This is a genomic window from Agromyces hippuratus (assembly GCF_013410355.1).
Classification (GTDB): domain Bacteria; phylum Actinomycetota; class Actinomycetes; order Actinomycetales; family Microbacteriaceae; genus Agromyces; species Agromyces hippuratus.
Genome location: NZ_JACCFI010000001.1, coordinates 1,140,223 through 1,164,463 on the forward strand (window position 1 = coordinate 1,140,223; position 24,241 = coordinate 1,164,463).

The 24,241-nt window shown below is 70.6% G+C and carries 21 protein-coding genes; 4 read left to right on the forward strand and 17 right to left on the reverse strand.

Translation table 11 applies throughout. The features are described 5' to 3' along the window. Positions 1-34: 34 nt before the first annotated feature. The 11 genes from BJY17_RS05500 to BJY17_RS05550 all read right to left on the reverse strand — a co-directional run bounded on the left by BJY17_RS05500 (position 35) and on the right by BJY17_RS05550 (position 10,548). Positions 35-1,036, reverse strand: coding sequence for a proline racemase family protein (locus BJY17_RS05500; protein ID WP_179550467.1), 1,002 nt, complete (start codon positions 1,034-1,036; stop codon positions 35-37). Next, the gene (locus tag BJY17_RS05505; protein WP_179550468.1) at positions 1,036-1,950 is read right to left on the reverse strand and encodes a dihydrodipicolinate synthase family protein; all 915 of its coding nucleotides are present in this window, start codon (positions 1,948-1,950) and stop codon (positions 1,036-1,038) included. Before BJY17_RS05505 ends, BJY17_RS05500 begins: the two co-directional genes overlap by 1 nt. A 52-nt stretch (positions 1,951-2,002) precedes the next feature. Further along, positions 2,003-3,481 (reverse strand): FAD/NAD(P)-dependent oxidoreductase, encoded by a 1,479-nt coding sequence (locus BJY17_RS05510; protein ID WP_179550469.1) that lies wholly within the window; start codon positions 3,479-3,481, stop codon positions 2,003-2,005. Further along, positions 3,478-3,720, reverse strand: coding sequence for a (2Fe-2S)-binding protein (locus BJY17_RS05515; RefSeq protein WP_179550470.1), 243 nt, complete (start codon positions 3,718-3,720; stop codon positions 3,478-3,480). The genes BJY17_RS05510 and BJY17_RS05515 overlap by 4 nt, the downstream gene beginning before the upstream one ends. Further along, complete coding sequence (locus BJY17_RS05520; RefSeq protein ID WP_322789757.1) at positions 3,717-4,874, reverse strand: NAD(P)/FAD-dependent oxidoreductase; 1,158 nt, start codon at positions 4,872-4,874, stop codon at positions 3,717-3,719. The genes BJY17_RS05515 and BJY17_RS05520 overlap by 4 nt, the downstream gene beginning before the upstream one ends. 21 nt (positions 4,875-4,895) lie before the next feature. After that, a complete protein-coding gene (locus tag BJY17_RS05525) occupies positions 4,896-5,609 on the reverse strand; it encodes an ABC transporter ATP-binding protein (RefSeq protein WP_179550471.1) in 714 nt (237 codons plus the stop codon). After that, positions 5,609-6,451 carry an ABC transporter ATP-binding protein gene (locus BJY17_RS05530; protein WP_179550472.1) on the reverse strand — a complete coding sequence of 281 codons (843 nt, stop codon included), beginning with the start codon at positions 6,449-6,451 and terminating at the stop codon, positions 5,609-5,611. The genes BJY17_RS05525 and BJY17_RS05530 overlap by 1 nt, the downstream gene beginning before the upstream one ends. After that, positions 6,448-7,623: a branched-chain amino acid ABC transporter permease gene (locus BJY17_RS05535; RefSeq protein ID WP_179550473.1), complete on the reverse strand. Its 1,176-nt coding sequence runs from the start codon at positions 7,621-7,623 to the stop codon at positions 6,448-6,450. The genes BJY17_RS05530 and BJY17_RS05535 overlap by 4 nt, the downstream gene beginning before the upstream one ends. A 1-nt stretch (position 7,624) precedes the next feature. After that, positions 7,625-8,515 (reverse strand): branched-chain amino acid ABC transporter permease, encoded by an 891-nt coding sequence (locus BJY17_RS05540; protein ID WP_056009660.1) that lies wholly within the window; start codon positions 8,513-8,515, stop codon positions 7,625-7,627. A gap of 55 nt (positions 8,516-8,570) precedes the next feature. Further along, positions 8,571-9,752, reverse strand: coding sequence for a branched-chain amino acid ABC transporter substrate-binding protein (locus BJY17_RS05545; RefSeq protein ID WP_179550474.1), 1,182 nt, complete (start codon positions 9,750-9,752; stop codon positions 8,571-8,573). A 112-nt stretch (positions 9,753-9,864) separates the two neighbouring features. After that, on the reverse strand, positions 9,865-10,548 hold the full coding sequence (locus tag BJY17_RS05550; RefSeq protein ID WP_179550475.1) for a GntR family transcriptional regulator: 684 nt from the start codon (positions 10,546-10,548) through the stop codon (positions 9,865-9,867). A 122-nt stretch (positions 10,549-10,670) separates the two neighbouring features. Between BJY17_RS05550 and BJY17_RS05555 the strand changes: the two genes are divergently transcribed. After that, the gene (locus BJY17_RS05555; protein WP_179550476.1) at positions 10,671-11,840 is read left to right on the forward strand and encodes a glutamate--cysteine ligase; all 1,170 of its coding nucleotides are present in this window, start codon (positions 10,671-10,673) and stop codon (positions 11,838-11,840) included. Positions 11,841-11,846: 6 nt separating this feature from the next. On the opposite strand, the gene BJY17_RS05560 is transcribed toward BJY17_RS05555, so the two are convergent. Next, a complete protein-coding gene (locus BJY17_RS05560) occupies positions 11,847-13,280 on the reverse strand; it encodes a GH1 family beta-glucosidase (RefSeq protein ID WP_179550477.1) in 1,434 nt (477 codons plus the stop codon). A 139-nt stretch (positions 13,281-13,419) separates the two neighbouring features. Between BJY17_RS05560 and BJY17_RS05565 the strand changes: the two genes are divergently transcribed. Beyond that, a complete protein-coding gene (locus BJY17_RS05565; protein ID WP_179550478.1) occupies positions 13,420-14,223 on the forward strand; it encodes a spermidine synthase in 804 nt (267 codons plus the stop codon). A 64-nt stretch (positions 14,224-14,287) separates the two neighbouring features. On the opposite strand, the gene BJY17_RS05570 is transcribed toward BJY17_RS05565, so the two are convergent. The 4 genes from BJY17_RS05570 to ftsY form a co-directional block, all read right to left on the reverse strand. Beyond that, positions 14,288-14,731, reverse strand: coding sequence for a hypothetical protein (locus BJY17_RS05570; RefSeq protein WP_218889854.1), 444 nt, complete (start codon positions 14,729-14,731; stop codon positions 14,288-14,290). A gap of 127 nt (positions 14,732-14,858) precedes the next feature. Next, entirely contained in the window at positions 14,859-16,436 is a 1,578-nt protein-coding gene (ffh, locus tag BJY17_RS05575; protein ID WP_179550480.1) for a signal recognition particle protein, read from the reverse strand. Between the two features lie 96 nt (positions 16,437-16,532). Further along, complete coding sequence (locus BJY17_RS05580) at positions 16,533-17,015, reverse strand: hypothetical protein (RefSeq protein ID WP_179550481.1); 483 nt, start codon at positions 17,013-17,015, stop codon at positions 16,533-16,535. Between the two features lie 13 nt (positions 17,016-17,028). Continuing rightward, a complete protein-coding gene (ftsY, locus tag BJY17_RS05585) occupies positions 17,029-17,904 on the reverse strand; it encodes a signal recognition particle-docking protein FtsY (RefSeq protein ID WP_179550482.1) in 876 nt (291 codons plus the stop codon). Between the two features lie 115 nt (positions 17,905-18,019). On the opposite strand from ftsY, the gene BJY17_RS05590 reads away from it, so the two are divergent. Together BJY17_RS05590 and BJY17_RS05595 are read left to right on the forward strand one after the other, a co-directional pair. Beyond that, a complete protein-coding gene (locus tag BJY17_RS05590; protein ID WP_322789758.1) occupies positions 18,020-18,979 on the forward strand; it encodes a TIGR03885 family FMN-dependent LLM class oxidoreductase in 960 nt (319 codons plus the stop codon). Then, positions 18,976-20,640, forward strand: a complete 1,665-nt coding sequence (locus BJY17_RS05595) for an alpha-amylase family protein (RefSeq protein WP_179550484.1) — start codon at positions 18,976-18,978, stop codon at positions 20,638-20,640. Before BJY17_RS05590 ends, BJY17_RS05595 begins: the two co-directional genes overlap by 4 nt. A 37-nt stretch (positions 20,641-20,677) precedes the next feature. On the opposite strand, the gene smc is transcribed toward BJY17_RS05595, so the two are convergent. Continuing rightward, the gene (gene smc, locus BJY17_RS05600) at positions 20,678-24,196 is read right to left on the reverse strand and encodes a chromosome segregation protein SMC (RefSeq protein ID WP_179550485.1); all 3,519 of its coding nucleotides are present in this window, start codon (positions 24,194-24,196) and stop codon (positions 20,678-20,680) included. Positions 24,197-24,241 lie beyond the last annotated feature (45 nt).

Sequence of the window (24,241 nt, forward strand, 5' to 3'; positions counted from 1 at the left end):
CGATCCGCTCTGTGCTGGAGGTCGGTCAGGGGGGTCAGAAGACGAACCCCTCGGGGAACGGGTCGTCGTCGTCGAGGAAGTACTGGCCGAGCCCGGTCACCCACGCCCGCCCGGTGATGGCGGGCACCACGGCGGGCACGCCGCCGACGGTGGTCTCGCGCAGCAGCCGCCCCGTGAACTCGGTGCCGATGAACGACTCGTTGACGAAGTCGGTGTCGAGGGCGAGCTCCCCGCGGGCGTGCAGTTCGGCCATGCGCGCCGACGTGCCGGTGCCGCACGGCGAGCGATCGAACCAGCCCGGATGGATCGCCATCGCGTGCCGCGACCGCACCGCGTCGGAGCCGGGCGCGATGAACTCGACGTGATGCACGTGGTTCGCGCCGTCGAGCTCCGGATGCCGCGGCGGCGCCTGGGTGTTGATCGCCTCCATGATCGCGAGGCCTGCGGCGACGATGTCGTCCTTCCGGGCGCGATCGAACGGCAGCCCGATGTCGTCGAGCTCGACGAGCGCGTAGAAGTTGCCGCCGAAGGCGACCGAGTACGGCACGGCGCCGATGCCCGGCACCTCGATCGAGGCATCCAGTCGCTCGACGAAGCTCGGCACGTTCTCGATCGTGACGTGCACGGCGCGGCCGGCCTCGACCGCGACGCGGGCGATGACGAGCCCGGCGGGCACGTCGAGCCGGATCTCGGTCACCGGTTCGACGACCTCGACCATGCCCGTCTCGACGAGCACCGTCGCGACGCCGATCGTGCCGTGGCCGCACATCGGCAGGAAGCCGCTCGCCTCGATGAAGACGACACCCCAGTCGGCGTCGTCGCGCGCGGGCGGCTGCAGGAACGCGCCCGACATCGAGGCGTGGCCGCGCGGCTCGTTCATGAGGAGGCCGCGCAGCCCGTCGAGGTGCTCCATGGCGTACAGACGCCGGTCGTTCATGGTGGCGCCGGGGATCCGGCCGACGCCGCCCGTGACGACGCGGGTCGGCATGCCCTCGGTGTGAGAGTCGACGGCCGAAACGACCCGGCGCCCCCGCATCAGCGGGCCGCCAGGGCGGCGAGCGCCCGCTCGGTGTCGACCGTGACCTGGGCGCGCTGCTCGTCGCTCAGCGGTCCGCGCGGCGGACGGGTCGGCCCGCCGTAGGAGTTGCCGCAGATGTCCATCGAGAGCTTGATCGCCTGCACGAACTCGGTGCGCGAGTCCCAGCGGAAGACGGCCACGAGCTGCGTGTAGAGCTCGCGCGCCTCGTGCCACTTGCCCTCGACGAGCAGGTTGTAGAGCTCGACGGCCTCCTTCGGGAAGGCGTTCGGGTACCCGGCGAACCAACCGACGGCACCGTTCACCATGAGCTCGAACAGCACGTCGTCGGCGCCCGCGATGATGTCGATGTCGCAGAGTTCCTTGATCTCGTAGACCCGGCGCACGTCGCCCGAGAACTCCTTGATCGCGACGACCTCGGGAATCTCGGCGAGCTTCGCCACGAGTGACGGCACGAGGTCGACCTTGGTGTCGAAGGGGTTGTTGTACGCCATGATCGGCAGCCCGACCTTGGCCACCTCCTCGTAGTGCGCGATGACCTCGCCCTCGTTGGCGCGGTAGAGCGTGGGCGGCAGCAGCAGCACGCCGTCGGCGCCGTCTTCGCGGGCCCACTCGGCCCACTTGCGAGCCTGGTGGCTGCCGACGCCGTGGGCGCCGGCGATGACGATGCCGCGGCCGTCGACGGCCTCGACGGCGACCTGGATCACCTTGCGCCGCTCCTCGTCGGTGAGCGATGAATACTCGCCGAGCGAGCCGTTGGGGCCGACGCCGCGGCATCCGTTGCTCATCAGGAAGTCGACGTGCTCGGCGAACTTGTCGTAGTCCACCGCGAGCCCGGCGGGCGCCGAGTCGTCTTCGGTGAAGGCGAGCGTCGTGGCGACGACGACGCCGCCGAGGTCCATGGTGCTGGTCATCTGATCTTCCGTTCTCTGGTCCGTTGTTCGCGGATCGGTAATATGTGACATATTACTGACGTGGTTCGGCTGCGGCAACCGTCGATTCCGCACGGTCGTCGATCGAGATCGCGGCGGCGGCCGCGCCGACCCCGTTCCCCTGCCCGAGCGCCGCAACCTCGCCGAGCCGCACCGGCGCGAGCACCGGCCGTCGGTCGAAACCCTCCGGCGCCCCGCCGGCTTCGGCCACGATCGCCTCGACCGCCCGGCCGCAGGTACGCCCCTGGCACGCGCCGAGCCCGGCCCGCGTCGCGAGCTTCATCGCCCGAAGGGGCGCGTCGGCCCGGTCGGCGATCGTGCGGCGCGTGACGTTCTCGCAGCGGCACACCACGGTGTCGTCGGCGAGCCACGACGTCCAGCCGGGCCGGATGCCGTGGGCGCGCTCGAGTCTCGCCGCGAAGGCGCGCATGCGCCGCCGCACCGCGAGCGGGCCGCGCATGCGGTCGTCGTCGAGCGAACCGCCGGCGGCCATGAAGCCCGCGACGGCGCCCTCGGCGAGCGCGGCATCCGCACCGCCGATGCCCGTGATCTCCCCGGCCGCGTAGACGCCGGCCGCGCTCGTGCGCTGCGCGTCGTCGACGACGACGAACCGGCCGCGGCGATCCCCCTCGATCGCCGCACCGAGGGAGATCGCCACCTCGAGGCGCGGCGTGAAGCCGTGCCCGAGCGCGACCGAGTCGCACGCGATCTCGCGCTCGGTGCCGGGAATCGGTCGCCACTCCGCGTCGAGCGCCGCGATGACGACGCCCTCGACCCGATCGGTGCCGAGCACCCGCACGACACCGCTGCCGATCCGGTACGGGATGCGGTGCCGAGCGAGGGCTCCGACGTACTCGACGAGCTCGCCCGCCTTGCCCGCGAGCTGCCACGGCCGCGGCAGCCAGCCCGCCGCGAGGCCGCCCAGACGGGATGCCTCGTGCACCCCGACGACCTCGGCGCCCGCGATCGCGAGCGACTGCGCCACCGGAAGCAGGAACGGGCCGGCGCCGCTCACGATCGTGCGCCGCCCGACCGTGACGCCGTCGCGCTTCGCGAGCGCCTGGGCGGCACCGGCGGTGGTGACGCCCGGGAGGGTCCAGCCGGGCACCGGGAGGGCGAGATCGTGGGCGCCGGTCGCGACGACCACGGCGTCGGCTTCGACCTCGAGCGCCGTGCGCCCCGCGGCATCCGCAGGGCCGACGACGGCGCGCAGGCGCACGGCGCCATCGGATGCCTCGGCCGACCAGACGCTCGCACCGGTGTGCACCTCGGCGCGGTCGAGCACTCCCCTGAGCCGTTCGAACCGCGCCCAGCCGTGCTGGAGGCGACGGTCGGTGAGCTGCTCGTGATGCCGCCAGTACTGTCCGCCGAGCCGGCCGCCCTCGTCGAGCAGCGTGACGCGGGCTCCAGCCGCGAGCGCGGCCTGGGCCGCGGCGAGCCCCGCAGGCCCGCCGCCGAGGATCGCGACTCGCCTCGCGGCGGATTCTCCCGCGCCCGCTCCCCCGACCGTCACGCCCGCACCTCGCGCTCCACGCGGTCGCCGTCGACGGCCTCGCGCTGACACGCGCGCACCCCTTCGACGCCGTTCACGGTCACGAGGCAGTCGTGGCACACTCCGATGCCGCAGAACACGCCGCGATCGCCGGTGTGCGCCGTGCGCCACGCAGTGCGGCCGGCGCCGATGAGCACGCCGGCGATGGTCTGGCCGTCACGCCCCTCGAGCGGCTCGGCGTCGACGGTGATGCGGATCATGCGGTCTCCTGCAGGCTGGCCCGGCCCGGGAGGAACGGGGTCGGGTCGAGGGTGGTCGGTGCGCCGAGCACGGCGTGCGCGACGAGTTCGGCGGTGACGGGAGCGAGCCCGATGCCCGCGCCCTCGTGACCGGTCGCGTGCACGAGCCCGGCGACGTCGGGGTCGGCGCCGATGACCGGCAGGTGGTCGGGCGCGTACGGGCGGAAGCCGAAGTAGCTGCGCAGCAGCAGCGTCTGCTCGAGGAACGGGAACAGGCGCACCGCCTTCGCCGCGATCGCTGCAGCCGGGGCGACGCCCGGGTGGTCATCGAAGCCCACCCGCTCGCGGCTGGAGCCGATGAGCACCGTGCCGCCCGGCGTCGACTCGACGACGGTCGAGGTCTGCAGGGCGGCGTCGCCCGAGCCGACCGCGCCGACGTAGTCGCTGTCGTAGACCTTGTGGAAGACGCGCTGCTGCATGGGCGTCGTGACGAGGATCACGCCGCGCCGCGGCCGGATGTCGAGGCGGGCGCCGAGCCTCGCCGCGACCTCGCCGGCCCACGGGCCCGCGCAGTTCACGACGACGTCGGCCTCGATCGGCCCGGCCGTCGTCATCACGCCCGAGAGCTTCCCCGGCCGGCCGAGCGGGCCGGTCACCTCGCCGATCACGAGTCGGGCGCCGCCGCGCACCGCCGTGTCGAGCAGGGCCTGGGTCGCCGTCGACGGCTGCACCTGGGCGTCGTCGGGATAGTGCACCGCGTGCACGACCTCGCGAGACAGGAACGGCTCGGCCGCGGCGAGCGCCGCGACATCCATCGCCTCGGCGCGGATGCCGGTGACGCGCTGCGCCTCGGCGAACCGCTCGAGCGCAGCCTCGCCGCCCGCGAATGCGACGACGATACCGCCCTTCGCCTCGAACTCGGTGGCCGGCTGGCTCGATGGCCGGTCGGCGTCGAGCCGCGCGGCGAGCACCCGCCACATCGCATTCGAGGCGACCGCCAGGTCGGCCTCCGCGCCCGGCGCCTTGTCGCTGACGAGCAGGTTGCCTTCGCAGCGACTGGATGTCTCGCCGGCCACGCCCACCCGGTCGATCACGACCACCTCGGCGCCGCCCTCGACGAGCGCCAGCGCGCATGCGGCACCCACGATGCCCGAACCGATCACCGCGACGCGCACGATGCACCTCCTCGCCGCAAGTCAACCACCGAGGTACGCATCGATGACACGCGGATCCTTCGCGAGTTCGGCCGCCGGCCCCTCGAGCGTCGCGCTGCCGGTCTCGACGACGTACGCGCGGTGCGCGATCTTCAGCGCGGCGCGGGCGTTCTGCTCGACGAGCAGCACGGTCGTACCCGCCGCGTTGACCGCCGCGATGATCTCCATGACCTGTTTCACGACGAGCGGCGCGAGCCCCATCGACGGCTCGTCGAGCAGCAGCAGCTTCGGCCCGCCGATCAGCGCCCGGCCGATCGCGACCATCTGCTGCTCGCCGCCCGAGAGCGTGCCGCCCTGCTGCGCACGACGCTCGGCGAGTCGGGGCATCATGGCGTACACCTCGTCGAGGCGCGACGCGATCGCCTTCTGGTCGCGCACCGTGTAGCCGCCGAGCAGCAGGTTCTCGTGCACGGTCATGGTCGAGAAGATGCGTCGCCCCTCGGGCACGTGGATGAGGCCCGCCGCGACGATGTCCCACGGCTTGGCCGTCGTGAGGTCCATCCCCTGCCAGGTCACGGAGCCCGAGCGGGGCCGCACGAGCCCCGAGAGCATGTTCATGGTCGTCGACTTGCCCGCGCCGTTGTTGCCGAGCAGGCACACGATCTCGCCATCGCCGACCGTGAAGCTCAGCTCGCGGAGCGCGTGCACCCGTCCGTAGACGACGTCGGCGTCGCGCACCTCGAGTGTCGTGGCCATCATGCGTCCTCGCTCTCGTCGACGCCGAGGTAGGCCTCGATCACGGCCGGGTTGCGCTTCACGGCCTCCGGGGCGCCGTCGGCGATCTCCTTGCCGTAGTTCAGCACCACGATGCGCTCCGCGAGTTCCATGACGAGCCCCATGTCGTGTTCGATGAGCACCACGGCGACGCCGAGCCCCCTGATCTTGCGGATGAGCCGCATGAGCGTCAGCTTCTCGTTGAAGTTCAGGCCCGCGGCGGGTTCGTCGAGCAGCAGGAGCTTCGGGCTCGTGGCGAGCGCCCGCGCGATCTCGACCCGGCGCTGCTCGCCGTAGGGCAGTTGCGTGACGTAGAGCTGCTCGTCGTCTTCGAAACCGACGAAGTCGAGCCAGCCGCGCGCCTCGCGGACGCACGCCGCTTCGGCGCGGCGGTATCCGGGCGTGTGCAGCAACGTCGCCCAGAAGCCTTCGCGAAGGTTCGCGTGCATCGCCGTCGTGACGTTCTCGAGCACCGAGAGCTCGCGGAACAGCCGGAGGTTCTGGAAGGTTCGCGCCATCCCCCACTTCGTCACCCTCGACGGGAGCACCCGGTAGAAGCCGAAGCTCTGGAGCAGGTTCACGAGCCCGAGCCGGCGCCAGATCGCGGGCACGGAGCGCACGATCGCCTTGCCGTCGAACACCACCGATCCCGCGGTCGGCAGGTAGAAGCCCGAGATGCAGTTGAACGCGCTCGTCTTGCCGGCGCCGTTCGGGCCGATGACGGCGAGGATCTCGCCCTCGCGCACCTCGAAGCTGAGGCCGTCGACGGCGGTCACGCCGCCGAACTGCAGCCGGAGGTCGCTGACCTCGAGCAGGGCGCTCATGCTCGGTCTCCTTCGTGTGCGTCGGTCGTCGGCGTGCCGTCGACCGACTCCATGACGCTCGCCGGCACGGCGGTCGCCTCGGTGAACGCCGGCGGCGTCGGACGGGTGCGGCGCAGCCACGGCAGCACGGCCGTGGCGGGCCAGAGCCCCGACGGACGGAACAGCATGACGACGACGAGCAGCACGCCGAAGATGAGGTAGCGCCACTCGGCGAAGTCGCGCAGCAGCTCGGGTGCGAGCGAGACGAACAGCGCGCCGATGATGACACCGGGCGTGGAGCCCATACCGCCGAGCACCACGGCCATGAGGATCAGGGCCGAGTACAGGAACTGGAAGCTGTTCGGGCTGATCGCCGAGAGGTGGGTCGCCATCAGCTGCCCGGCCATGCCGGCCCAGACCGCACCGATGATGTACGCCGAGATCTTGGCGATGTAGGTGTTGATGCCCATCGCCTCAGCGGCGTCCTCGTCGTCGCGCACGGCCTTCCAGGCGCGGCCGAGGCGTCCCTTCGCGAGTCGCCCTGCGCCGATCACGCCGACGACGATCACCACGGCTGCGACGAAGTAGTAGAACACCACGCGCTCGGGGAAGTCGATGCCGAGCAGGTTGAACCCGTCATCGAAGCTCCAGGGGCCGAAACTCCAGGTCGGGATGCCGTGGATGCCCGACGGTCCGCCGGTGATCTTCAGGTTGTTGGCGGTGATGCGGATGATCTCGCCGAACCCGAGGGTCACGATCGCCAGGTAATCGCTCCGGAGCCGCAGCGTCGGCGCGCCGATGATGATGCCCGCCGTGATGCACGCGACGATCGTCGCGATGAGCGCGGCCCACATGGGCCAGCCGAGCACCGTCGTGAAGATGCCCGAGATGTAGGCGCCGACGGCGAAGAACGCGATGTAGCCGAGGTCGAGGAGCCCGGCGTAGCCGACCACGACGTTCAGCCCCATGCAGAGCATCACGTAGATGAGCGCACTCGTGGCGATCGACATCGTGTAGCGCGAGGCGTCCATGAACGGAAGCACCGCCACCAGGACGACGGCCAGCAGGCCGAGCGCGCGCATGAAGCCCTGCTGGGAGGTGAAAACGCCCTTCGGCGGCCGAGACCGCTCGAACTGGGGCGCGGGGGCACGCAACGACACGTGCTTCAGGGCGTGATCCAGATCGCGCACCATGTCACATCCTCTCCACGACGCGGGCGCCGAGCAGGCCCGTGGGTTTCAGCGTCAGGAACAGGATGAGGAACCCGAAGGCGAACACATCCCGCCATTCGCCGCCGAACCAGGCCGAGCCGAACGACTCGAGCATGCCGAGCAGCACGCCGCCGAGCATGGCGCCGTACAGGTTGCCGATGCCGCCGATGACCGCGGCGGTGAACGCCTTCAGCCCGATGATGAAGCCCATGAGGAAGTCGATCGATCCGTAGTAGGCGCCGGCCATGACACCGGCGGCTCCGGCGAGCGCGGATCCGATGAAGAACACCATCGCGATCACCCGGTCGACGTTCACGCCCATCAGCTGCGCGCCGGTGGGGTCGAGGGCGATCGCCCGCATCGCGCGACCCTGCCGCGTGCGCTCCACGATGTGGGCGAGCACGAGCATGAGCACGGCGGCGATGACGACGAGCACGATCTGCGAGGCGGTGACGCGCATGCCGAGCACGTCGAACCCGCTCGACTCGAGCCGGATCGGGAACGCCTCGGGGTTCGGGCCGAAGATCTGGCGCACGCCGTACTCGAGCGTGAACGACACGCCGATCGCCGTGATGAGCACCGCCAGCCGCGGGCTCCGGCGGAGCGGCCGATAGGCGATGCGTTCGATGCCGACGCCGATGAGGCCGGTGGTGACCATCGACAGCAGGAGCACGACGAGCAGGAGCGGAATCGAGGTCTCGTTCGAGATGCCGAACGCCGAGAGCGTGAAGAACCCGACGAAGGCGCCGAGCATGTAGATGTCGCCGTGCGCGAAGTTCAGCAGCTTGATGATCCCGTAGACCATGCTGTAGCCGAGCGCGACGAGGGCGTAGAACGATCCGACGATGAGGCCGTTCCAGATGAGCTGCATCATTGCAGAGGAATCCTTCCGACGAGTCGGGGCGGGGCCTGCGCCCCACCCCGCTGCGTCAACCCTGCAGGTCGTCCTCGAGGACGAACGCGCCGGTCGCGGGGTCGATGGCGACGATCACGAATCCGCCGCCCGACAGGGTGTGCGTGTCGGTGAACGTGAGGGGACCTGCGAACGTGTCGAAGTCCTTCAGGCCCTCGAGACCGGCCACCACGTTGTCGAACTCAGTGTCGCCGGCGTCTTCGATGGCCTGCGCCATCACTCGCACGGCGTCGTACGCCTGGGTCGAGTAGGGTCCGGGCGGGTCGCCGGCGAGCTCCTCGTAGTCGGCGATCCACTGGTCGGCGCCGTCGATCATGTCGGGCGTCTGCGTGAAGGTGCCCACGACGTTCTCGGTGTAGCCCTCGCCCGCGATCTCGGCGAACTTGGCGTCGACCGAGCCGTCGGCGACGAGGAACACGCCGTCGAAGCCGGCATCCTGCGACTGACGGGCGATGAGTCCGCCCTCCTGGTAGTAGCCGGTCCAGTAGACGAGCGCCGGCTTCTCGGCCGCGAGCGTCGTCGCGACGGCGGAGTAGTCGTTCTCACCGGGGGTGATGGTCTCGCTCACGACGACGTCGAGCCCGGCGGCGGTGGCCTGCTCGGTGAACGCGCCGGCGAGGTCGGCCGAGTAGCTCGTGGCGTCGTCGACGACCGCGACGTTCGTCGCGCCGATCTGCTTCGCGTACGTCACTGCCGCTTCGGCCTGCTGGTCGCCGGTGCCGTTGATGAGGAAGACGCCGGGCAGCCCCTGGTCGACGAGTTCGTTCGAGTTCGCAGCAGGGATCACCATCGGGATGCCGGCCTCGTCGAAGATCGGCAGCGTCGGGAGCGTGGCACCCGAGCAGTAGCCGCCGACCGAGGCGACGATGCCGTCGGTGACGAGCTTGTTGGCGCCCGAGACCGCGGTGGTCGCGTCGCACGCGTCGTCTTCGACGAGCAGCTCGAGGTCGCGGCCGAGCACGCCGCCGTCGGCGTTGATCTCGTTCACGGCGAGCTGCGCGCCGTTCTGCATGTACTCGCCGAACGCCGACTCGCTGCCCGAGAAGGGCGCGAGCATGCCGATCTTGATGGGTCCGTCGGCGGCGGCCTCCGACCCTCCGCCGGCGAGGCCGCTCGAGCAACCCGCGGTCAGTGCGAGCACGCCGGCTGCGGCGGCGACGTGGAGGAGGCGCTTGCGGCGCCGAGATCCGAACTGCATGTGACTCTCCTTCGAGTACGACAGTGCCTCATCGCCGAACGGCGATATGTGACATATTACTGCCGCGAGCGCTGCGCGCAAGCCGGATCATCACGATGGACGAACGGCGGCGTCAGTCCTCGTGCTCGCCGCTCCAGATGCCGCCGACATGCCCGATGTGGCGCTGCATCAGCTCGGTCGCCGCATCGCCCTCGCCGTCGAGCAGGAGCTGCACGAGCTCGGCGTGCTCGAGCGCCGATTCGGTCAGGGCGCCCTGCTCCGCGAGCTCGACGAGCCCGGTCAACCGCGTCTGCTGGCGCAGCTCGCCCACCAGCGACACCAGGAACTGGTTGCCGGTCAGCTCGAGCAGTGTCAGGTGGAAGGCGGTGTCGGCCTCGAGGTAGTCCTGGAACCGGCCCTCGTCACCGGCGCGCACGATCTCCGCGGCGAGCGCGCGAAGCTCCTGGGCCGCCTGCTCCGACACCTGGCCAGCGAGTTGGCGCATCGGCGGCACCTCGAGCATCAGCCGCACCTCGCGGAGCTGGCGGAGCTCGTCGAGCGAGACCTCGGTCACGCGGAAGCCGCGATTGCGCATCGGGGCGAGGAATCCGCGGCGGGCGAGGTTCAGCATCGCCTCGCGCACGGGCGTCGCGCTCACGCCGAACTCGGCGGCCATCGTGGGCACGGTGAGCACCGCGCCCGGCTCGTACTCGCCCGCGACGATGCGCGACGACATGGCGCGCTCCACCTGCTCGCGCAGGCTCACGACCTCCGCCAGCAGCGACGAGTCCTCATGGCGGCTTCCCTGGTACGTCATGCACCACAGCGTACTCGTGGGAATCCTTCGAGATGGCGCCGCGTGACCCGCGCGCCGCGGCGGGGAAGGCCCCTCGTGTCATGATGTCCCTGCGCCGCGAGGCGCGGAACGGGGGTGCTTTCATGGCGATCGAGTTCGCACGATCGGCACGGTCCACCGTGGGGCTCGAATGGGAGATCGCGATCGTCGATCGCACCACCGGGGAGCTCGCGTCCGTCGCCGGCCAGGTGCTCGACGCCCTCGATGCGGGCAGCGAGGGCGAGCATCATCCGTTCATCACCTCCGAACTCCTGACGAACACCGTCGAGCTCGTGAGCGACGTGCACGAGACCGTCGCCGGCGCCGTCGCCGACCTCGAGCATCAGCTCGGCGAGGTGCGCGCCGTCATCGACGAGATCGGCGAGTACGACCTGATCTGCTCGGGCTCCCACCCGTTCAGCCAGTGGTACGACCAGCACCTCACCGACAAGCCTCGGTACCACAAGCTCATCGAGCGCACACGCTGGTGGGGTCGCAACATGATGATCTGGGGCGTGCACGTGCACGTCGGGCTCGAAGACCGCGACAAGGCGCTGCCGATCCTCGACGGGCTGCTCGCCTACCTGCCGCATCTGCAGGCACTCTCGGCCTCGAGCCCGTTCTGGGCGGGCGTCGACACCGGCTACGCGTCGAATCGGGCGCTCATGTTCCAGCAGCTGCCGACGGCCGGTCTCCCCTACCCGCTCGCCGACTGGCCCGCGTTCGAGCGCTACGTCGACGACCTCGTGCGCACCGGCGTCATCGACGACCACAGCGAGGTGCGCTGGGACATCCGTCCGTCGCCGAAGTGGGGCACGATCGAGGTGCGCGTCTGCGACGGCCTCTCGACGGCCGCCGAGATCGCCGCGATCGGCGCGCTCGTGCAGTGCCTCGTGGAGTGGATGAGCACCCGGCTCGACGAGGGCGGCACCCTCACGGTGCTGCAGCCCTGGTACGTGCGCGAGAACAAGTGGCGGGCGGCCCGCTACGGGCTCGAGGCCGAGGTGATCACGGATGTCGCGGGCACCGAGCGCCCAGTCGCCGACGACCTTCGCGACCTGCTGACCACCCTGGCGCCGTTCGCAGACCGCCTCGGCTGCGGTGTCGAGCTGCAGCAGGTGCGCGCCATGCTCGACTCGGGCGCGAGCTACGCCCGCCAGCTGCGGGTCGCGGAGGCTGCGGGCGGCGACCTCCGGGCCGTGGTGGCCCACCTCGCCCGAGAACTGCGCGAGGGCATCGAGAACGAGCCGCCCGCGGCATCCGCCACCGCCTGAGGGCGGCTAGCCCGGCAGCCGCCGTGTGCGGATCAGCTCGGCGTACCAGAGCGCGCTGTCTTTCGGCAGGCGCTCGAAGGTGTCGTAGTCGACGCGCACGATGCCGAAGCGCTTCGAGTACCCGTAGCCCCACTCGAAGTTGTCCATGAGCGACCAGACCTGGTAGCCGCGCAGGTCGACGCCGCGCGCCATCGCGCGGTGCGCCGCGGTGAAGTGACGGCGCAGGTAGTCGGTGCGCTCGACGTCGTGCACAGCGGGCCCGTCGGGCCCGTCGACGACGATGTCGGGGAAGGCGGCGCCGTTCTCGGTGACCATGAGCGGCAGCTCGGGGTAGCGCTCGCTCAGCGAGACGAGCAGGTCTTCGAGGCCCGAGGGGTCGATGTTCCAGCCCATGTCGGTGTACGGGCCGGGCTGCGCGAGGAACTCGACGTGCTCCGAGCCCGGCCACGGCGTGCCGCCCATGTCTTTATGGCCGTCGGCGTTCGCGCGCGGCGAGACGCCGTCCCACATGTCGACCGTCACGGTCGAGTAGTAGTTCACGCCGAGCAGGTCGATGGGCTCGGCGATGAGTTCGGTGTCGCCCGGCAACACGAACGACCAGTCGGTGACCGCTGCCGTGTCGGCGATGACGTCGGCGGGGTACCCCTCACCGAGGAGCGGCTCGAGGAACACCCGGTTCGCGAGTCCGTCGATGCGCCGGGCGGCTTCGGCGCCGCCTTCTCCGGAGGGGCGGATCACGTGGAGGTTCAGGGTGATCGAGTAGCCGGGGTCGTTCGTCACGACCCCGCGGAGGGCGGCGACCGCGAGGCCGTGCGCGAGGTTCAGGTGGTGCACCGCGGCGAGCGCCTTCGCGCCGTCCATGAGCCCGGGTGCGTGCGCACCCGAGCCGTAGCCGAGGTAGGCGCTGCACCATGGCTCGTTGAGCGTCGTCCACACGGCGACCCGGTCGCCGAGCCGCTCGCCGACGATGCGGGCGTAGTCGGCGAAGGCGTACGCGGTCTCGCGGTTCGCCCAGCCGCCCTCGTCTTCGAGGGCCTGCGGCAGGTCCCAGTGGTAGAGCGTCGCGATCGGTCGGATGCCGCGGGCGATGAGCCCGTCGACGAGGCGCTCGTAGAACGCAAGCCCGGCCTCGTTGGCGTCGCCCCGACCGGTGGGCTGGATGCGCGGCCAGGCGATCGAGAAGCGGTACGCCTCGAGACCGAGTCGCACCATGAGGTCGAGGTCGTCGTCGAGGCGGTGGTAGTGGTCGCACGCGGTGTCGCCGGTGTCGCCGTTCCAGACCTTGCCGGGGGTGTGGCTGAAGGTGTCCCAGATCGACGGGCCCCGGCCATCCTCGTGCACGGCGCCCTCGATCTGGTACGACGCCGTCGCCGAACCGAAGAGGAAGTCCTCGCCGAATTCGAGGCCGGTGTCTCGGTAGTCGGGGGTGCCGATCGCCATCGTGCAGTGCTCCAATCTCGGCGGCGAGTGCGCCGCGATCTCACTGTACCGCGCCGCGCTTACAGGTCTGTAAGCAACGCATCGACGCCCGCCGGGGCGAGCGCATCGGCGCAGCCCGGGCATCGCCTAGGGTCGAGGAATGGAGACCCCGCCGATCCTCGAGACCGCAGACTTCCGAGCGGAGCTCCAGCCCGATCGGGGCACGAACGGCGGCTACTCCCTCGTCATCGACGATGTCACCCAGTCGCACGTCAACCCCGACGATCCGCGCGACCTGCAGCTGCCGTACGTGCGTCGCATCGCCGCGGTGCTCGCCACCGTTCCCGGTGAGGCCCCCGCCGTGCTGCACCTCGGCGCGGGCGCCCTCACTCTCCCCCGCTACGTGCACGCCCTGCACCCCTCGAGCCGTCAGCGCGTCGTCGAGCTGTACCCCGAGTTGCTCGAGTTCGTCACGCAGCACGTGCCGCTGCCGCCCGGCGCACCGATCGAGCTCGCGATCGGCGACGCCCGCGCCGAGGTGCAGCGACTCGCGGGCGACGGTGACGACCAGTGGGACCTCGTGCTCGTCGACGTCTTCTCGGGCGGCGCCGTGCCGCGCCACGTCACGACGCTCGAGTTCTTCACCGAACTGGTCTCGCTGCTGGCGCCCGGCGGGGTGCTCATCGTCAACTGCCTGAACGGCGCCGAGCCGCAGGTGACGGGCGACACCCTCGCCGCCGTGCTCGAACTGCTGCCCGATGTGCTCGTGATCGGCTCGGAGGCAGTGCTCAGGCGGGTGGCGCCCGGCAACACGATCATCGTGGCGTCGCGGCATCCGCTCGACCCTGAATCGGTCGCGCAGTGGCTCTCGACCGACCCGCTCTCGGTGGCCACCGGAGCGACCGTCGTCGACGGCCCGGCCCTCGAGGAGCTCGCGGGAACGACGCGTCACGACGCCCGGTAGGCACACGCGACGCACCGGAATGCCCCGGCATGATCTGCGACGAGCTCGCCTGACCTTCGCCCGGTCAGCTGGGTGCGCGCCTCGACCGGTCCTCGCGGAGCACGGCTGCGAGCTTGATCAGGTAGACCGCGAGCACGGCGAAGAACGCGTTCAGGTCGACCTTCTCGGAGGTCGGATCCTCGAGCTCCTTGAGCCGGATCGGACGGATCTTCGCGACCTCGGCGACCTGCTTGTGCGTCGCGTTGCCGCGGCTCTTGACGAGGAAGTCCGCCAGCGCCGCCCGGTCGCCGAGGACGCGATGCGTCTCGGTCGCGAGGTCGATGCGACTGTGGCCGATGTGGAGGTGGCCGCAGTGCTGGCAGGTGTACCAGCTCGTCGACGGGTCGTCGCGGAGCTTGCCCGGAATCTCGATCTCGCTCCGATACCGGCGCTTGAACTCCCACCGGCCGCCCCGCTCGGTCTTGCACTCGCGGGGTGCGTTCGCAGCGTCGAGCACCAGCTCTGCCAAGCCTGCGCAGCGAGGCGTGCAGTACAGCCCCTGATAGACCGGAACCCCGGGTCCGCCGAGTTTCTGCGCGCACTTCCTGCAGCGCTGCCGCTCGGGGAAGAGCTTCTCCTGGACCATCGAGCCGACGCTAGCGGCGCAGCATCTTCTGCAGGGCCGCGAGCTCTTCTTCGCTCGGCGCGGCCTTCGCCCCGCCGCCGCCCAGGCCGAAGCCCGAGCCGGCCGGTGCAGTCGCTGCACCGGGCGTCGCACCCGACGCGATCGCCGCGTTCTCGGCGGCGCGCTTCGCGGGGTTGCCCGACCGCGACGAGCTCGACTTCTTGCCCTTGCCGCCCTGGCGCTTGCCGCCGCCGTGGCTGCCGCCGCCGGGCAGCGGGCCCATGCCGGGGATCTGCGGCACGCCGCCGCGAGCGACCGTCTTCATCATCTTCGCGGCCTGCTCGAAGCGCGCGACGAGCTGGTTCACGTCGGTGACGGTCATGCCCGAACCCTTGGCGATGCGGAGGCGCCGCGAGCCGTTCAGGAGCTTCGTGTTCTCGCGCTCGGCGGGGGTCATCGACTGGATGATCGCCTCGGTGCGCACGATCTCGCGCTCGTCGAAGTTCTCGAGCTGCTGCTTCATGCCGCCCGCGCCCGGCAGCATGCCGAGCATCTTCTTGATCGAGCCGGCGCCGCGCAGCTGCTGCATCTGGCCGAGGAAGTCGTTCAGCGTGAACGAGTCGGTCGCGAACTTCTCGGCGACCTTCATCGCCTCTTCTTCGTCGAACGCCGACTGCGCCTGCTCGATCAGGGTGAGGATGTCACCGAGGTCGAGGATTCGGCTCGCCATGCGGTCGGGGTGGAACGGCTCGAAGTCGTCGAGGCCTTCACCAGTCGACGCGAAGATGATGGGGCGACCGGTGACGGATGCCACGCTGAGCGCAGCACCACCGCGCGCGTCGCCGTCGAGCTTGGTGAGCACGACACCCGTGAAGTCGACGCCCTCCTGGAAGGCCTTCGCGGTGTTGACGGCATCTTGGCCGATCATCGCGTCGATGACGAAGAGCACCTCGTCGGGGTTCGTCGCCTTGCGGATGTTCGACGCCTGCTTCATGAGCTCGGCGTCGACGCCGAGTCGGCCGGCGGTGTCGATGATGACGACGTCGTGCAGCGCGCGCTCGGCGTGCTTCACCGCGTCCTTCGCGACCTTCACAGGGTCGCCCGCGCCGTTGCCGGGCTCGGGGGCGAAGACCGGCACGCCGGCCTGGCCGCCGACGACCTGCAGCTGGTTCACGGCGTTCGGGCGCTGGAGGTCGGCCGCGACGAGCAGGGGCGTGTGCCCCTCTTTCGCGAGCCACTTGGCGAGCTTGCCCGCGAGGGTGGTCTTACCGGCACCCTGGAGGCCCGCGAGCATGATGACCGTCGGCGGGTTCTTCGCGAACTGCAGTCGACGCTGCTCGCCGCCGAGGATGCGGACGAGCTCCTCGTTGACGATCTGCACGACCTGCTGGGCCGGGTTCAGCGCCTTGTTGACCTCGTCGCCGAGCGCGCGCTCGCGCACGTGCGCCGTGAACTCCTTGACGACGTCGAGCGAGACGTCGGCATCGAGCAGCGCGCGACGGATCTCGCGAACGGTGCCGTCGACGTCGGACGCGGAGAGCTTGCCCTTGGTGCGGAGATTCTTGAAGGTCTCGGCGAGGCGGTCAGACAGGTTTCCGAAGGTAGCCATGGTTCGCCAAGTCTAATTGAGGTCGGATGCCGCCTCTGCCGCAAGCTCGCCGGCAGAGGTGAGCCCGCGGCAGACGCCGACGCCCGCCTCGTGCGCTCAGGCGTCGAAGCGGAGGTCGACCATGTCGCGCTGGATGTCGATCGACGCGACGAGCCGCGAGTCGATGTCTTCGGGCGCGAGCCCGAACTCGAACTCGGCGAAGTGCTCACCGTCGCCGTCGGCGTCGGGCCGGAGGTCGACGCGCACGAGGCTCAGCGAGCGGAGTGCATCGATGTCGCGGTCGCCGGAGTCGCGGGTGATCGCGGCGGCCGCGGCATCCGCTTCGTCGCCGCCCAGCACGGAGCGGAGGAACAGCGAGACAGGGCTCGAACCCGAGTCGAGCTGGCCGACGAAGACGCCGCGCAGCTCGTCGTCGATGAGTTCGAGTTCGCCGACCATCGTCGCCGCCGCGTCGAGCGACGCGGTCGAGACCTCGTCGGAGTCGGCGTCGAGCACGACCTCGACGTCTTGGTCGCCGTACTCCTTGCGCTCGGCCCAGTAGTCGCCGATGAGGCCGAAGTAGTCGTGTTCGATCGCCATGTCGTTCTCCTTCTCAGCCGACGAGCTTCTGTGCGAAGACGTGCGGCGTGAATCCGGTGAGGTCGCCGATGCCCTCGCCCTGGCCGATGAGCTTGATGGGCAGGCCGGTCTTCTCCTGCACCGCGAGCACGAAGCCGCCCTTGGCGCTGCCGTCGAGCTTCGTGAGCACGAGGCCGGTGACCCCGCCGTGCTCGATGAACGCCTCGGCCTGGGCGAGGCCGTTCTGGCCCGTGGTCGCGTCGAGCACGAGCAGCACCTCGCTGATCGGCGCCTGCTTCTCGACGACGCGCTTGATCTTGCCGAGTTCGTCCATGAGCCCGCCCTTGGTGTGCAGGCGCCCCGCCGTGTCGATGATCACGATCTCGGTGCCGTCGCGCTTTGCCTGCTCGACGGTCTGGAAGGCGACGGATGCCGGGTCCTGACCTTCGCGCTCGGGGCGCACGATGCCGACGCCGGCGCGTTCGGCCCACGTCGCGAGCTGGTCGACCGCCGCCGCGCGGAAGGTGTCGGCGGCGCCGACCACGACGGTGCGGTCGAACGTGCGCAGGAACTTCGCGAACTTGCCGATCGTCGTGGTCTTGCCGACGCCGTTGACGCCGACGACGAGCACGACGGCGGGCCGCTCGGTGAGCTTCAGCGTGGGGTCGTACTTCGCGAGCCGTTCCTCGACGATCTCGCGGAGCATCCGCTGCACGTCTTTGGGATCGGTGGTCTTGTACCGGTCGACCTGCGCACGGATCTGCCCGACGATCTCCTCGGTGACCGAGGGGCCGAAGTCGGCCCGGATCAGTGCGGACTCGAGGTCGTCCCACGTGTCCTCGTCGATCGTCTTCGCGCCGAAGACCCCGCGGAGGGCCGCGCCGAGCGACCAGGATGCACGTTCTGCCATGTCTCCAGCCTAGAGCGCATGCCGGCTACACCGATCCAGCGGAGCACCGCAAGGGGTTGCCGGTCGTGCGCGGGCACGGGAGTCTCGGAGCGACGGAAGGAATGCGGATTTGATTGTGGGATTCCACGCCTCGCACGAACAACTCCCGCCGAGCCGCCTGCTCGAGGCGGTGCGGCACGCCGAACAGGCCGGCTTCGATGCCGCGATGTGCAGCGACCACTTCGAACCCTGGAGCGTGCGCCAAGGTCACTCCGGATACGCATGGAGCTGGCTCGCCGCAGCGCTCGAGGCCACCCGGTTCTCGCTCGGCGTCGTCACGGCCCCTGGTCAGCGCTACCACCCGGCGATCGCCGCGCAGAAGATCGCGACCCTCGCCGAGATGTACCCGGGCCGTTTCTGGGCGGCGATCGGCAGCGGCGAGGCGATCAACGAGCACGTCACCGGCGACCCGTGGCCCGAGAAGGACGAGCGCGACGCGCGGCTCATCGAGACCGTCGATGTCATGCGTCGCCTGCTCGCGGGTGAACACGTCTCCACCGCCGGCCGCATCCGGGTCGACCGCGCGCGCATCTGGAGCCTGCCCGAGTCGCCCGCTCCCCTGTTCGCAGCGGCGGTGAGCACCGAGACGGCACGCGAGGCCGCCGCCTGGGCCGACGGCGTCATCACGATCGACCAGTCGCGCGACGAACTCCGGGCCTTCATCGACGCCTATCGGGATGCCGGCGGGCGCGGGCCGGTCTCGGTGCAGGTCCACCTGAGCTGGGCGCCGACCGACGACGAGGCGCGGTCGATCGCGCACGACCAATGGCGCCAGAGCCTCGTTCCGGCGCACCTCGCCTGGGAGCTCGACACGCCGGAGGCCTTCGACGAGCGCACCTCGGGGGTCTCGGCCGAGCAGGTCGCCGAGACCCTGCCGGTCTTCGCCGACACGGCGCGGCACCTCGAGCACCTGACGGCCATCGCCGAACTCGGCGTCGACCGCATCTACCTGCACCATGTCGGCACGGAGCAGGCCGCATTCATCGACGCGTTCGGCGAGCACGTGCTGCCGGCGCTCAAGGAGGTCGACCGATGAGGATCACCGACCGGAGCGACCTGTGGTGGAAGACCGCGGTCGTGTACTGCCTCGACGTCGAGACCTACATGGACTGGAACGACGACGGCTTCGGCGACTTCGAGGGCCTCGCGCACCGGCTCGACCACCTCGCCGAGCTCGGGGTCACGTGCATCTGGCTCATGCCCTTCCAGCCGAGTCCCGACCGGGACGACGGGTACGACATCACCGACTTCACCGGCGTCGACCCCCGGCTCGGCGCGCTCGGCGACGTCGGCGAGTTCACGCGCACGGCCCGTGACCGGGGCATGCGCGTCATCATCGACTTCGTCATGAACCACACGTCCGACCGGCATCCGTGGTTCACGGCGGCGCGACGCAGCCGCAACTCGCCGTATCGCGACTACTACGTTTGGCGTGACGAGCCTCCGGCGAAGCAGGCCGCGACCGTGTTCCCGGGCGAGGAGGACAGCGTCTGGGAGCTCGACGAGCGGAGCGGCCAGTACTACCTGCACAGCTTCTACCGGCATCAGCCCGACCTCAACATCGCCAACCCCGCGGTCCGCGACGAGATCGCGAAGACCCTCGGATACTGGCTCGAACTCGGGATCTCGGGGTTCCGGGTCGATGCGGTGCCGTTCCTGATCGAGCCGCCGGAAGGCGTCGACATCGGCGACCCGCACGAGTTCCTCCGCGACATCCGCCGATTCCTGCAACGTCGCTCGAGCGAGGCCGTGCTGCTCGGCGAGGTCAACCTGCCGTACGACCAGCAGCTCGAGTTCTTCGGCCGGCCCGGCAACCCGCCCGAGCTGACGATGCAGTTCGACTTCCTCGGCATGCAGGCGCTCTACCTGTCGCTCGCCCGCGAGGACGCCCGTCCGCTCGCAGAGTCGCTCGCCAAGCGGCCCGTGCTCGAGCCCGAGGCGCAGTGGGCGAACTTCGTGCGGAACCACGACGAGCTCACCCTCGACAAGTTGAGCGACGCAGAGCGCCAGGAGGTGTTCGACGCGTTCGCGCCCGAGGAGTGGATGCGCGTCTACGACCGCGGCATCGCACGCCGGCTCCCGCCCATGCTCGACGGCGACCCCCGCCGCATCCGCATGGTCTACAGTCTGCTCTTCTCGCTGCCGGGCACGCCCGTGCTGTTCTACGGCGAGGAGATCGGCATGGGCGAGAACCGCGACGAGGGCGGGCGGATGACCGTGCGCACGCCGATGCAGTGGACCTCCGGCAGGAACGGCGGCTTCTCACGCGCCGCGCCGCGCCGGCTCCCTGCGGCGCCGCCCACGGACGGCTACTCGCCCGAGCACGTCAACGTCGAGTCGCAGATGCACGACCCCGATTCGCTGCTCGGCGTCATCCGGAGCTTCGCGGTGCGCTACCGCAGCTCGCCCGAGATCGGCTGGGGTCGCCCCGAGGTGCTGCCCAGCGGACAGGACGCGGTGCTCGCACATCGCATCACCGCGGATGTCGGGCGTTTCGTGGCGGTGCACAACTTCGCGCCGACCCCGACGGTCGTGGCACTCGAGCTGGGCCCGGTGCCGCCCGATTCGGTGCTCTCGGACCTGTTCGCCGTCGACACGTTCGAGCTCGACGAGCGCGGCCGCATCGACGTGCACCTCGACGCCTACGGGTATCGGTGGTTCAGGATCGTCGAACCCGACGATCGTCGGCTGACCTGATCTGAGTGACTCGACCCGAGCGGCGTCGCCGGCAGCGTCAGCTCGCCTTCGCCTCGCGCTCCTCGCGCACGCGCTGCCCGACGACGGCCGACACGCCGTCTTGCCGCATCGAGACGCCGTAGAGCGCGTCGGCGATCTCCATCGTGCGCTTCTGGTGCGTGATCACGATGAGCTGGGAGTCGTCGCGCAGGGACTCCATGGTCGTCAGCAGACGACCGAGGTTCGCGTCGTCGAGCGCGGCCTCGACCTCGTCCATGATGTAGAACGGGCTCGGGCGGGCCTTGAAGATCGCGATGAGCAGGGCGACCGCGGCGAGCGAGCGCTCACCGCCCGAGAGCAGCGAGAGGCGCTCGATCTTCTTGCCCGCGGGCTTCACGCTCACCTCGATGCCCGTCGTGAGCATGTTCTCGGGGTCGGTGAGCGTGATGCTGCCGACGCCGCCGGGGAAGAGCACGGGGAAGACCTCGGCGAACGCCGCCTGCGTGTCGTCGAACGCGCTGCGGAAGATCGACTCCATCTTGCCGTCGATCTCCTCGATGATCGTCAGCAGGTCCTTGCGGGTGTTCGCGAGGTCGGTGAGCTGCTCGGTGAGGAAGAGGTGGCGCTGCTCGAGCGCCGCGAACTCCTCGAGCGCGAGCGGGTTGACCCGACCGAGCTGGGTGAACTTGCGCTCGGCCTGCGCGAGCCGCCGCTGCTGCTCCTCGCGCCGGAAGGGGCGGGGCTCGCCGTCTTCGTCTTCGGCCGGGATGAGCTGCTCGGGCCCGTACTCGTCGACGAGCACGTCTTCGGTGAGACCGAGCTCCGACTCCGCGCGCTCGACGAGGCCTCCGACGTGCAGCTTCTTCTCGTAGATGCGCAGTTCGAGGCCGTGCACGTCTTCAGTGACCGACTGCAGTCGCTCCCGCACAGCGGCCTCCTCGCGGCGCACCGCCTGCAACTCCTCGTTGCGGCTCGCCCGTTCGGCCTCCGCTCGCCCGAGTGCGACGCGCGCCTCGGAGACGGATGCGTCGACGGAGGCGAGCGCCTCGGGCAGCACGTCGGCGACCCGAGTGGCCGCCTCGAGCTGGGCGCGACGGATCACGGCGCGCCGCGCGGCATCCGCTGCCGCCTGTCGCTCCGCCTCGAACTGGGCCTCCATGGCGCGGATGCGGGCCTCTTCGGCGCGCACGCGCTCCTTCGCGGTCTCGAGTCGCAGCTTCGCCTCGACCTCGGCCTCGCGGGCCGCCTCGAGCGCGGCGAGCGCTCCGTCGCGGGCGGCCGTCTCGAGCACCGGTCGCGGCTCGGCGCGGGCGGTCTCGAGGGCGGCCTTGGCTGCGGTCGCGAGCTGCTCGGCCTCGGCGACGCGCTCCTCGGCGAGCGCGGCCGCCTGCCGCAGACGCTCGGAGTCGGCGTCGGCGGCCTCGGCCTGCACGCGTGCGCGGTTCAGTCGCTCGGTGCGCTGGGCGAGTTGCGCGTCGAACTCGCGCAGCGCCGCGAGGGCGCGCTTCGACTGCTCCTTCGACTGCTCGACGATCTGGCGCTGCTCGGTGAGCTCGAAACGCGCGCGCTCGATCTCGGCGCGCACCTCCTCGAGCCGGGCGGCGGCGCGATCGCGTTCGGCGATGAGCTCGATACGGCTCTGCTTGCGGCCCGAGCCGCCGCGCAGCACGTAGCGGCCGACGACGGTGCCGTCCTTCGTGATGACCGTGGCGGGCGTCGAGCGCTTCGCGAGCGCAGCCTCCGCGTCGCGGGCGGCGGCGAGGTCGTCGGCGATGAGCACCTCGGCGAGGAGGCCCAGCACGCCGGCGGGCGCCGTGACGACCTCGGATGCTGCGGTGAGCCCCGCGACCGGAGCGGCCGCTGCCGGAGCAGTACCCGCGTCGGCCAGCGCCAGGGCGACGCGGCCGAGTTCGCCGCGTTCGGCGTGCTCGAGGGCGCGGAAGGCGGCGGCGCGGTCGTCGACGAGCACCGCGTCGCTCAGCGAGCCGAGGGCCGCGGCGATCGCCGGTTCGTAGCCCGGTTCGACCTGCAGCGCCTCGGCGAGAAGGCCGCGCACGCCGCTGACGCCGGCCTTGGCGAGCGCCGCCGAACCGTCCTTCTGGTCGAGGGCGAGCGAGAGCGCCTGGGTTCGGGCGCCGAGCGCGCCGTGCTCGCGTTCGCGGCCGTGCAGTTCCTCGCGGATGCGTTCGATCTCGGCCTCGGCCTCGAACACCGCGCCCTGGGCGAGCTCGTACGCCTCGTCGAGGTCGGTCTCGGCGGTCTCGCCGTTGTCGGCCTCGGCCTCCGCCGCGGCGAGCGCGGTGGCCGCCGCTGCACGACGCTCGGCCGACGCCTCGAGGGCGTTCTCGTGACGCAGCACCTCACCGCGCACGGCGGCGAGCTTCGACGCCGCCGTGTCGGCCTGGCCGGTGAGCTTGGAGAGCTCGAGGTCGTAGGCCGAGACGAGGGCACTCTGCCGGGCGATGCCCTCGTCGACGGTGTCGAGTTCGGCGCGGCGGCGCATGGTCGCCTCGTGCGCGTCGTCGAGCGCGGATGCCGCGGTGCCGACGCCGTCGCGGATGCCGGTGAGCTCGGTCACGGCCTCATCGATCATCGCGCGGGTCACGCTGGGCGAGACATCCGTCTGCTCAGCCGCGCTGCCGAGCAGGGCGATGCGCTGGCGGGCGAGCGAGTCGAGGGAGCGCAGGCTCCCCTGTGCCTGTTCGAGCGCGAAGGTCGTCGATCTCGCCCGGTCGACGGCATCGCCGACCTGCGCCTGCTCGAGCCGGGTGACCTTCGCCTGGTGCTGCTCGAGCTGGTCTTGCAGCACGAGTCGTTCGGCATGGCGTTCGTGTTCGCTCTTGCCGTGCTCGTCGAGGGCGCGGCGGAGGCCGACGACCTCGTCGGCGAGCAGTCGCGCCTTGGCGTCGCGCATGACCGCGGCGATCGTCGCCGCCTCGCGAGCGACCTCGGCCTGGCGCCCGAGCGGCTTCAACTGCCGCCGGATCTCGCCCGCGAGGTCGGAGAGTCGGGTGAGGTTCGCCTGCATGGCGTCGAGCTTGCGGAGCGTCTTCTCTTTGCGCCGACGGTGCTTCAGGATGCCGGCGGCCTCCTCGATGAAGCCGCGGCGGTCTTCGGGCGTCGCCCGCAGCACCTGGTCGAGCTGGCCCTGGCCGACGATGACGTGCATCTCGCGGCCGAGGCCCGAGTCGCTCAGCAGCTCCTGCACGTCGAGCAGGCGGCAGTTGTCGCCGTTGATCGCGTACTCGCTCGTGCCGTTGCGGAAGAGGGTGCGCGAGATCGTGACCTCGGTGTACTCGATCGGCAGCGCACCGTCGCTGTTGTCGATCGTGAGACTCACCTCGGCGCGTCCGAGCGGGCCGCGGGTCGAGGTGCCCGCGAAGATGACGTCCTCCATCTTGCCGCCGCGGAGGGTCTTGGCACCCTGCTCGCCCATCACCCAGGCGAGGGCATCGACGACGTTGGACTTGCCGGACCCGTTGGGTCCGACGATGCAGGTGACGCCCGGTTCGAACGCGAACGTCGTCGGCTGTGCGAAGGACTTGAAGCCCTTGAGCGTCAGGCTCTTCAGGTACACGTCCCACCCTCTCCTGGTCGCGAGAACGCTGGGGTCTACGGTATC

Excerpts from the sequence above, each read along its gene's own strand:
- BJY17_RS05500 (WP_179550467.1), bottom strand. The coding sequence starts at position 1,036 with ATGCGGGGGCGCCGGGTCGTTTCGGCCGTCGACTCTCACACCGAGGGC.
- BJY17_RS05505 (WP_179550468.1), bottom strand. The coding sequence starts at position 1,950 with ATGACCAGCACCATGGACCTCGGCGGCGTCGTCGTCGCCACGACGCTC.
- BJY17_RS05515 (WP_179550470.1), bottom strand. The coding sequence starts at position 3,720 with ATGATCCGCATCACCGTCGACGCCGAGCCGCTCGAGGGGCGTGACGGC.
- BJY17_RS05525 (WP_179550471.1), bottom strand. The coding sequence starts at position 5,609 with ATGGCCACGACACTCGAGGTGCGCGACGCCGACGTCGTCTACGGACGG.
- BJY17_RS05530 (WP_179550472.1), bottom strand. The coding sequence starts at position 6,451 with ATGAGCGCCCTGCTCGAGGTCAGCGACCTCCGGCTGCAGTTCGGCGGC.
- BJY17_RS05535 (WP_179550473.1), bottom strand. The coding sequence starts at position 7,623 with ATGGTGCGCGATCTGGATCACGCCCTGAAGCACGTGTCGTTGCGTGCC.
- BJY17_RS05540 (WP_056009660.1), bottom strand. The coding sequence starts at position 8,515 with ATGATGCAGCTCATCTGGAACGGCCTCATCGTCGGATCGTTCTACGCC.
- BJY17_RS05545 (WP_179550474.1), bottom strand. The coding sequence starts at position 9,752 with ATGCAGTTCGGATCTCGGCGCCGCAAGCGCCTCCTCCACGTCGCCGCC.
- BJY17_RS05550 (WP_179550475.1), bottom strand. The coding sequence starts at position 10,548 with ATGACGTACCAGGGAAGCCGCCATGAGGACTCGTCGCTGCTGGCGGAG.
- BJY17_RS05555 (WP_179550476.1), top strand. The coding sequence starts at position 10,671 with ATGGCGATCGAGTTCGCACGATCGGCACGGTCCACCGTGGGGCTCGAA.
- BJY17_RS05560 (WP_179550477.1), bottom strand. The coding sequence starts at position 13,280 with ATGGCGATCGGCACCCCCGACTACCGAGACACCGGCCTCGAATTCGGC.
- BJY17_RS05565 (WP_179550478.1), top strand. The coding sequence starts at position 13,420 with ATGGAGACCCCGCCGATCCTCGAGACCGCAGACTTCCGAGCGGAGCTC.
- ffh (WP_179550480.1), bottom strand. The coding sequence starts at position 16,436 with ATGGCTACCTTCGGAAACCTGTCTGACCGCCTCGCCGAGACCTTCAAG.
- BJY17_RS05580 (WP_179550481.1), bottom strand. The coding sequence starts at position 17,015 with ATGGCGATCGAACACGACTACTTCGGCCTCATCGGCGACTACTGGGCC.
- ftsY (WP_179550482.1), bottom strand. The coding sequence starts at position 17,904 with ATGGCAGAACGTGCATCCTGGTCGCTCGGCGCGGCCCTCCGCGGGGTC.
- BJY17_RS05595 (WP_179550484.1), top strand. The coding sequence starts at position 18,976 with ATGAGGATCACCGACCGGAGCGACCTGTGGTGGAAGACCGCGGTCGTG.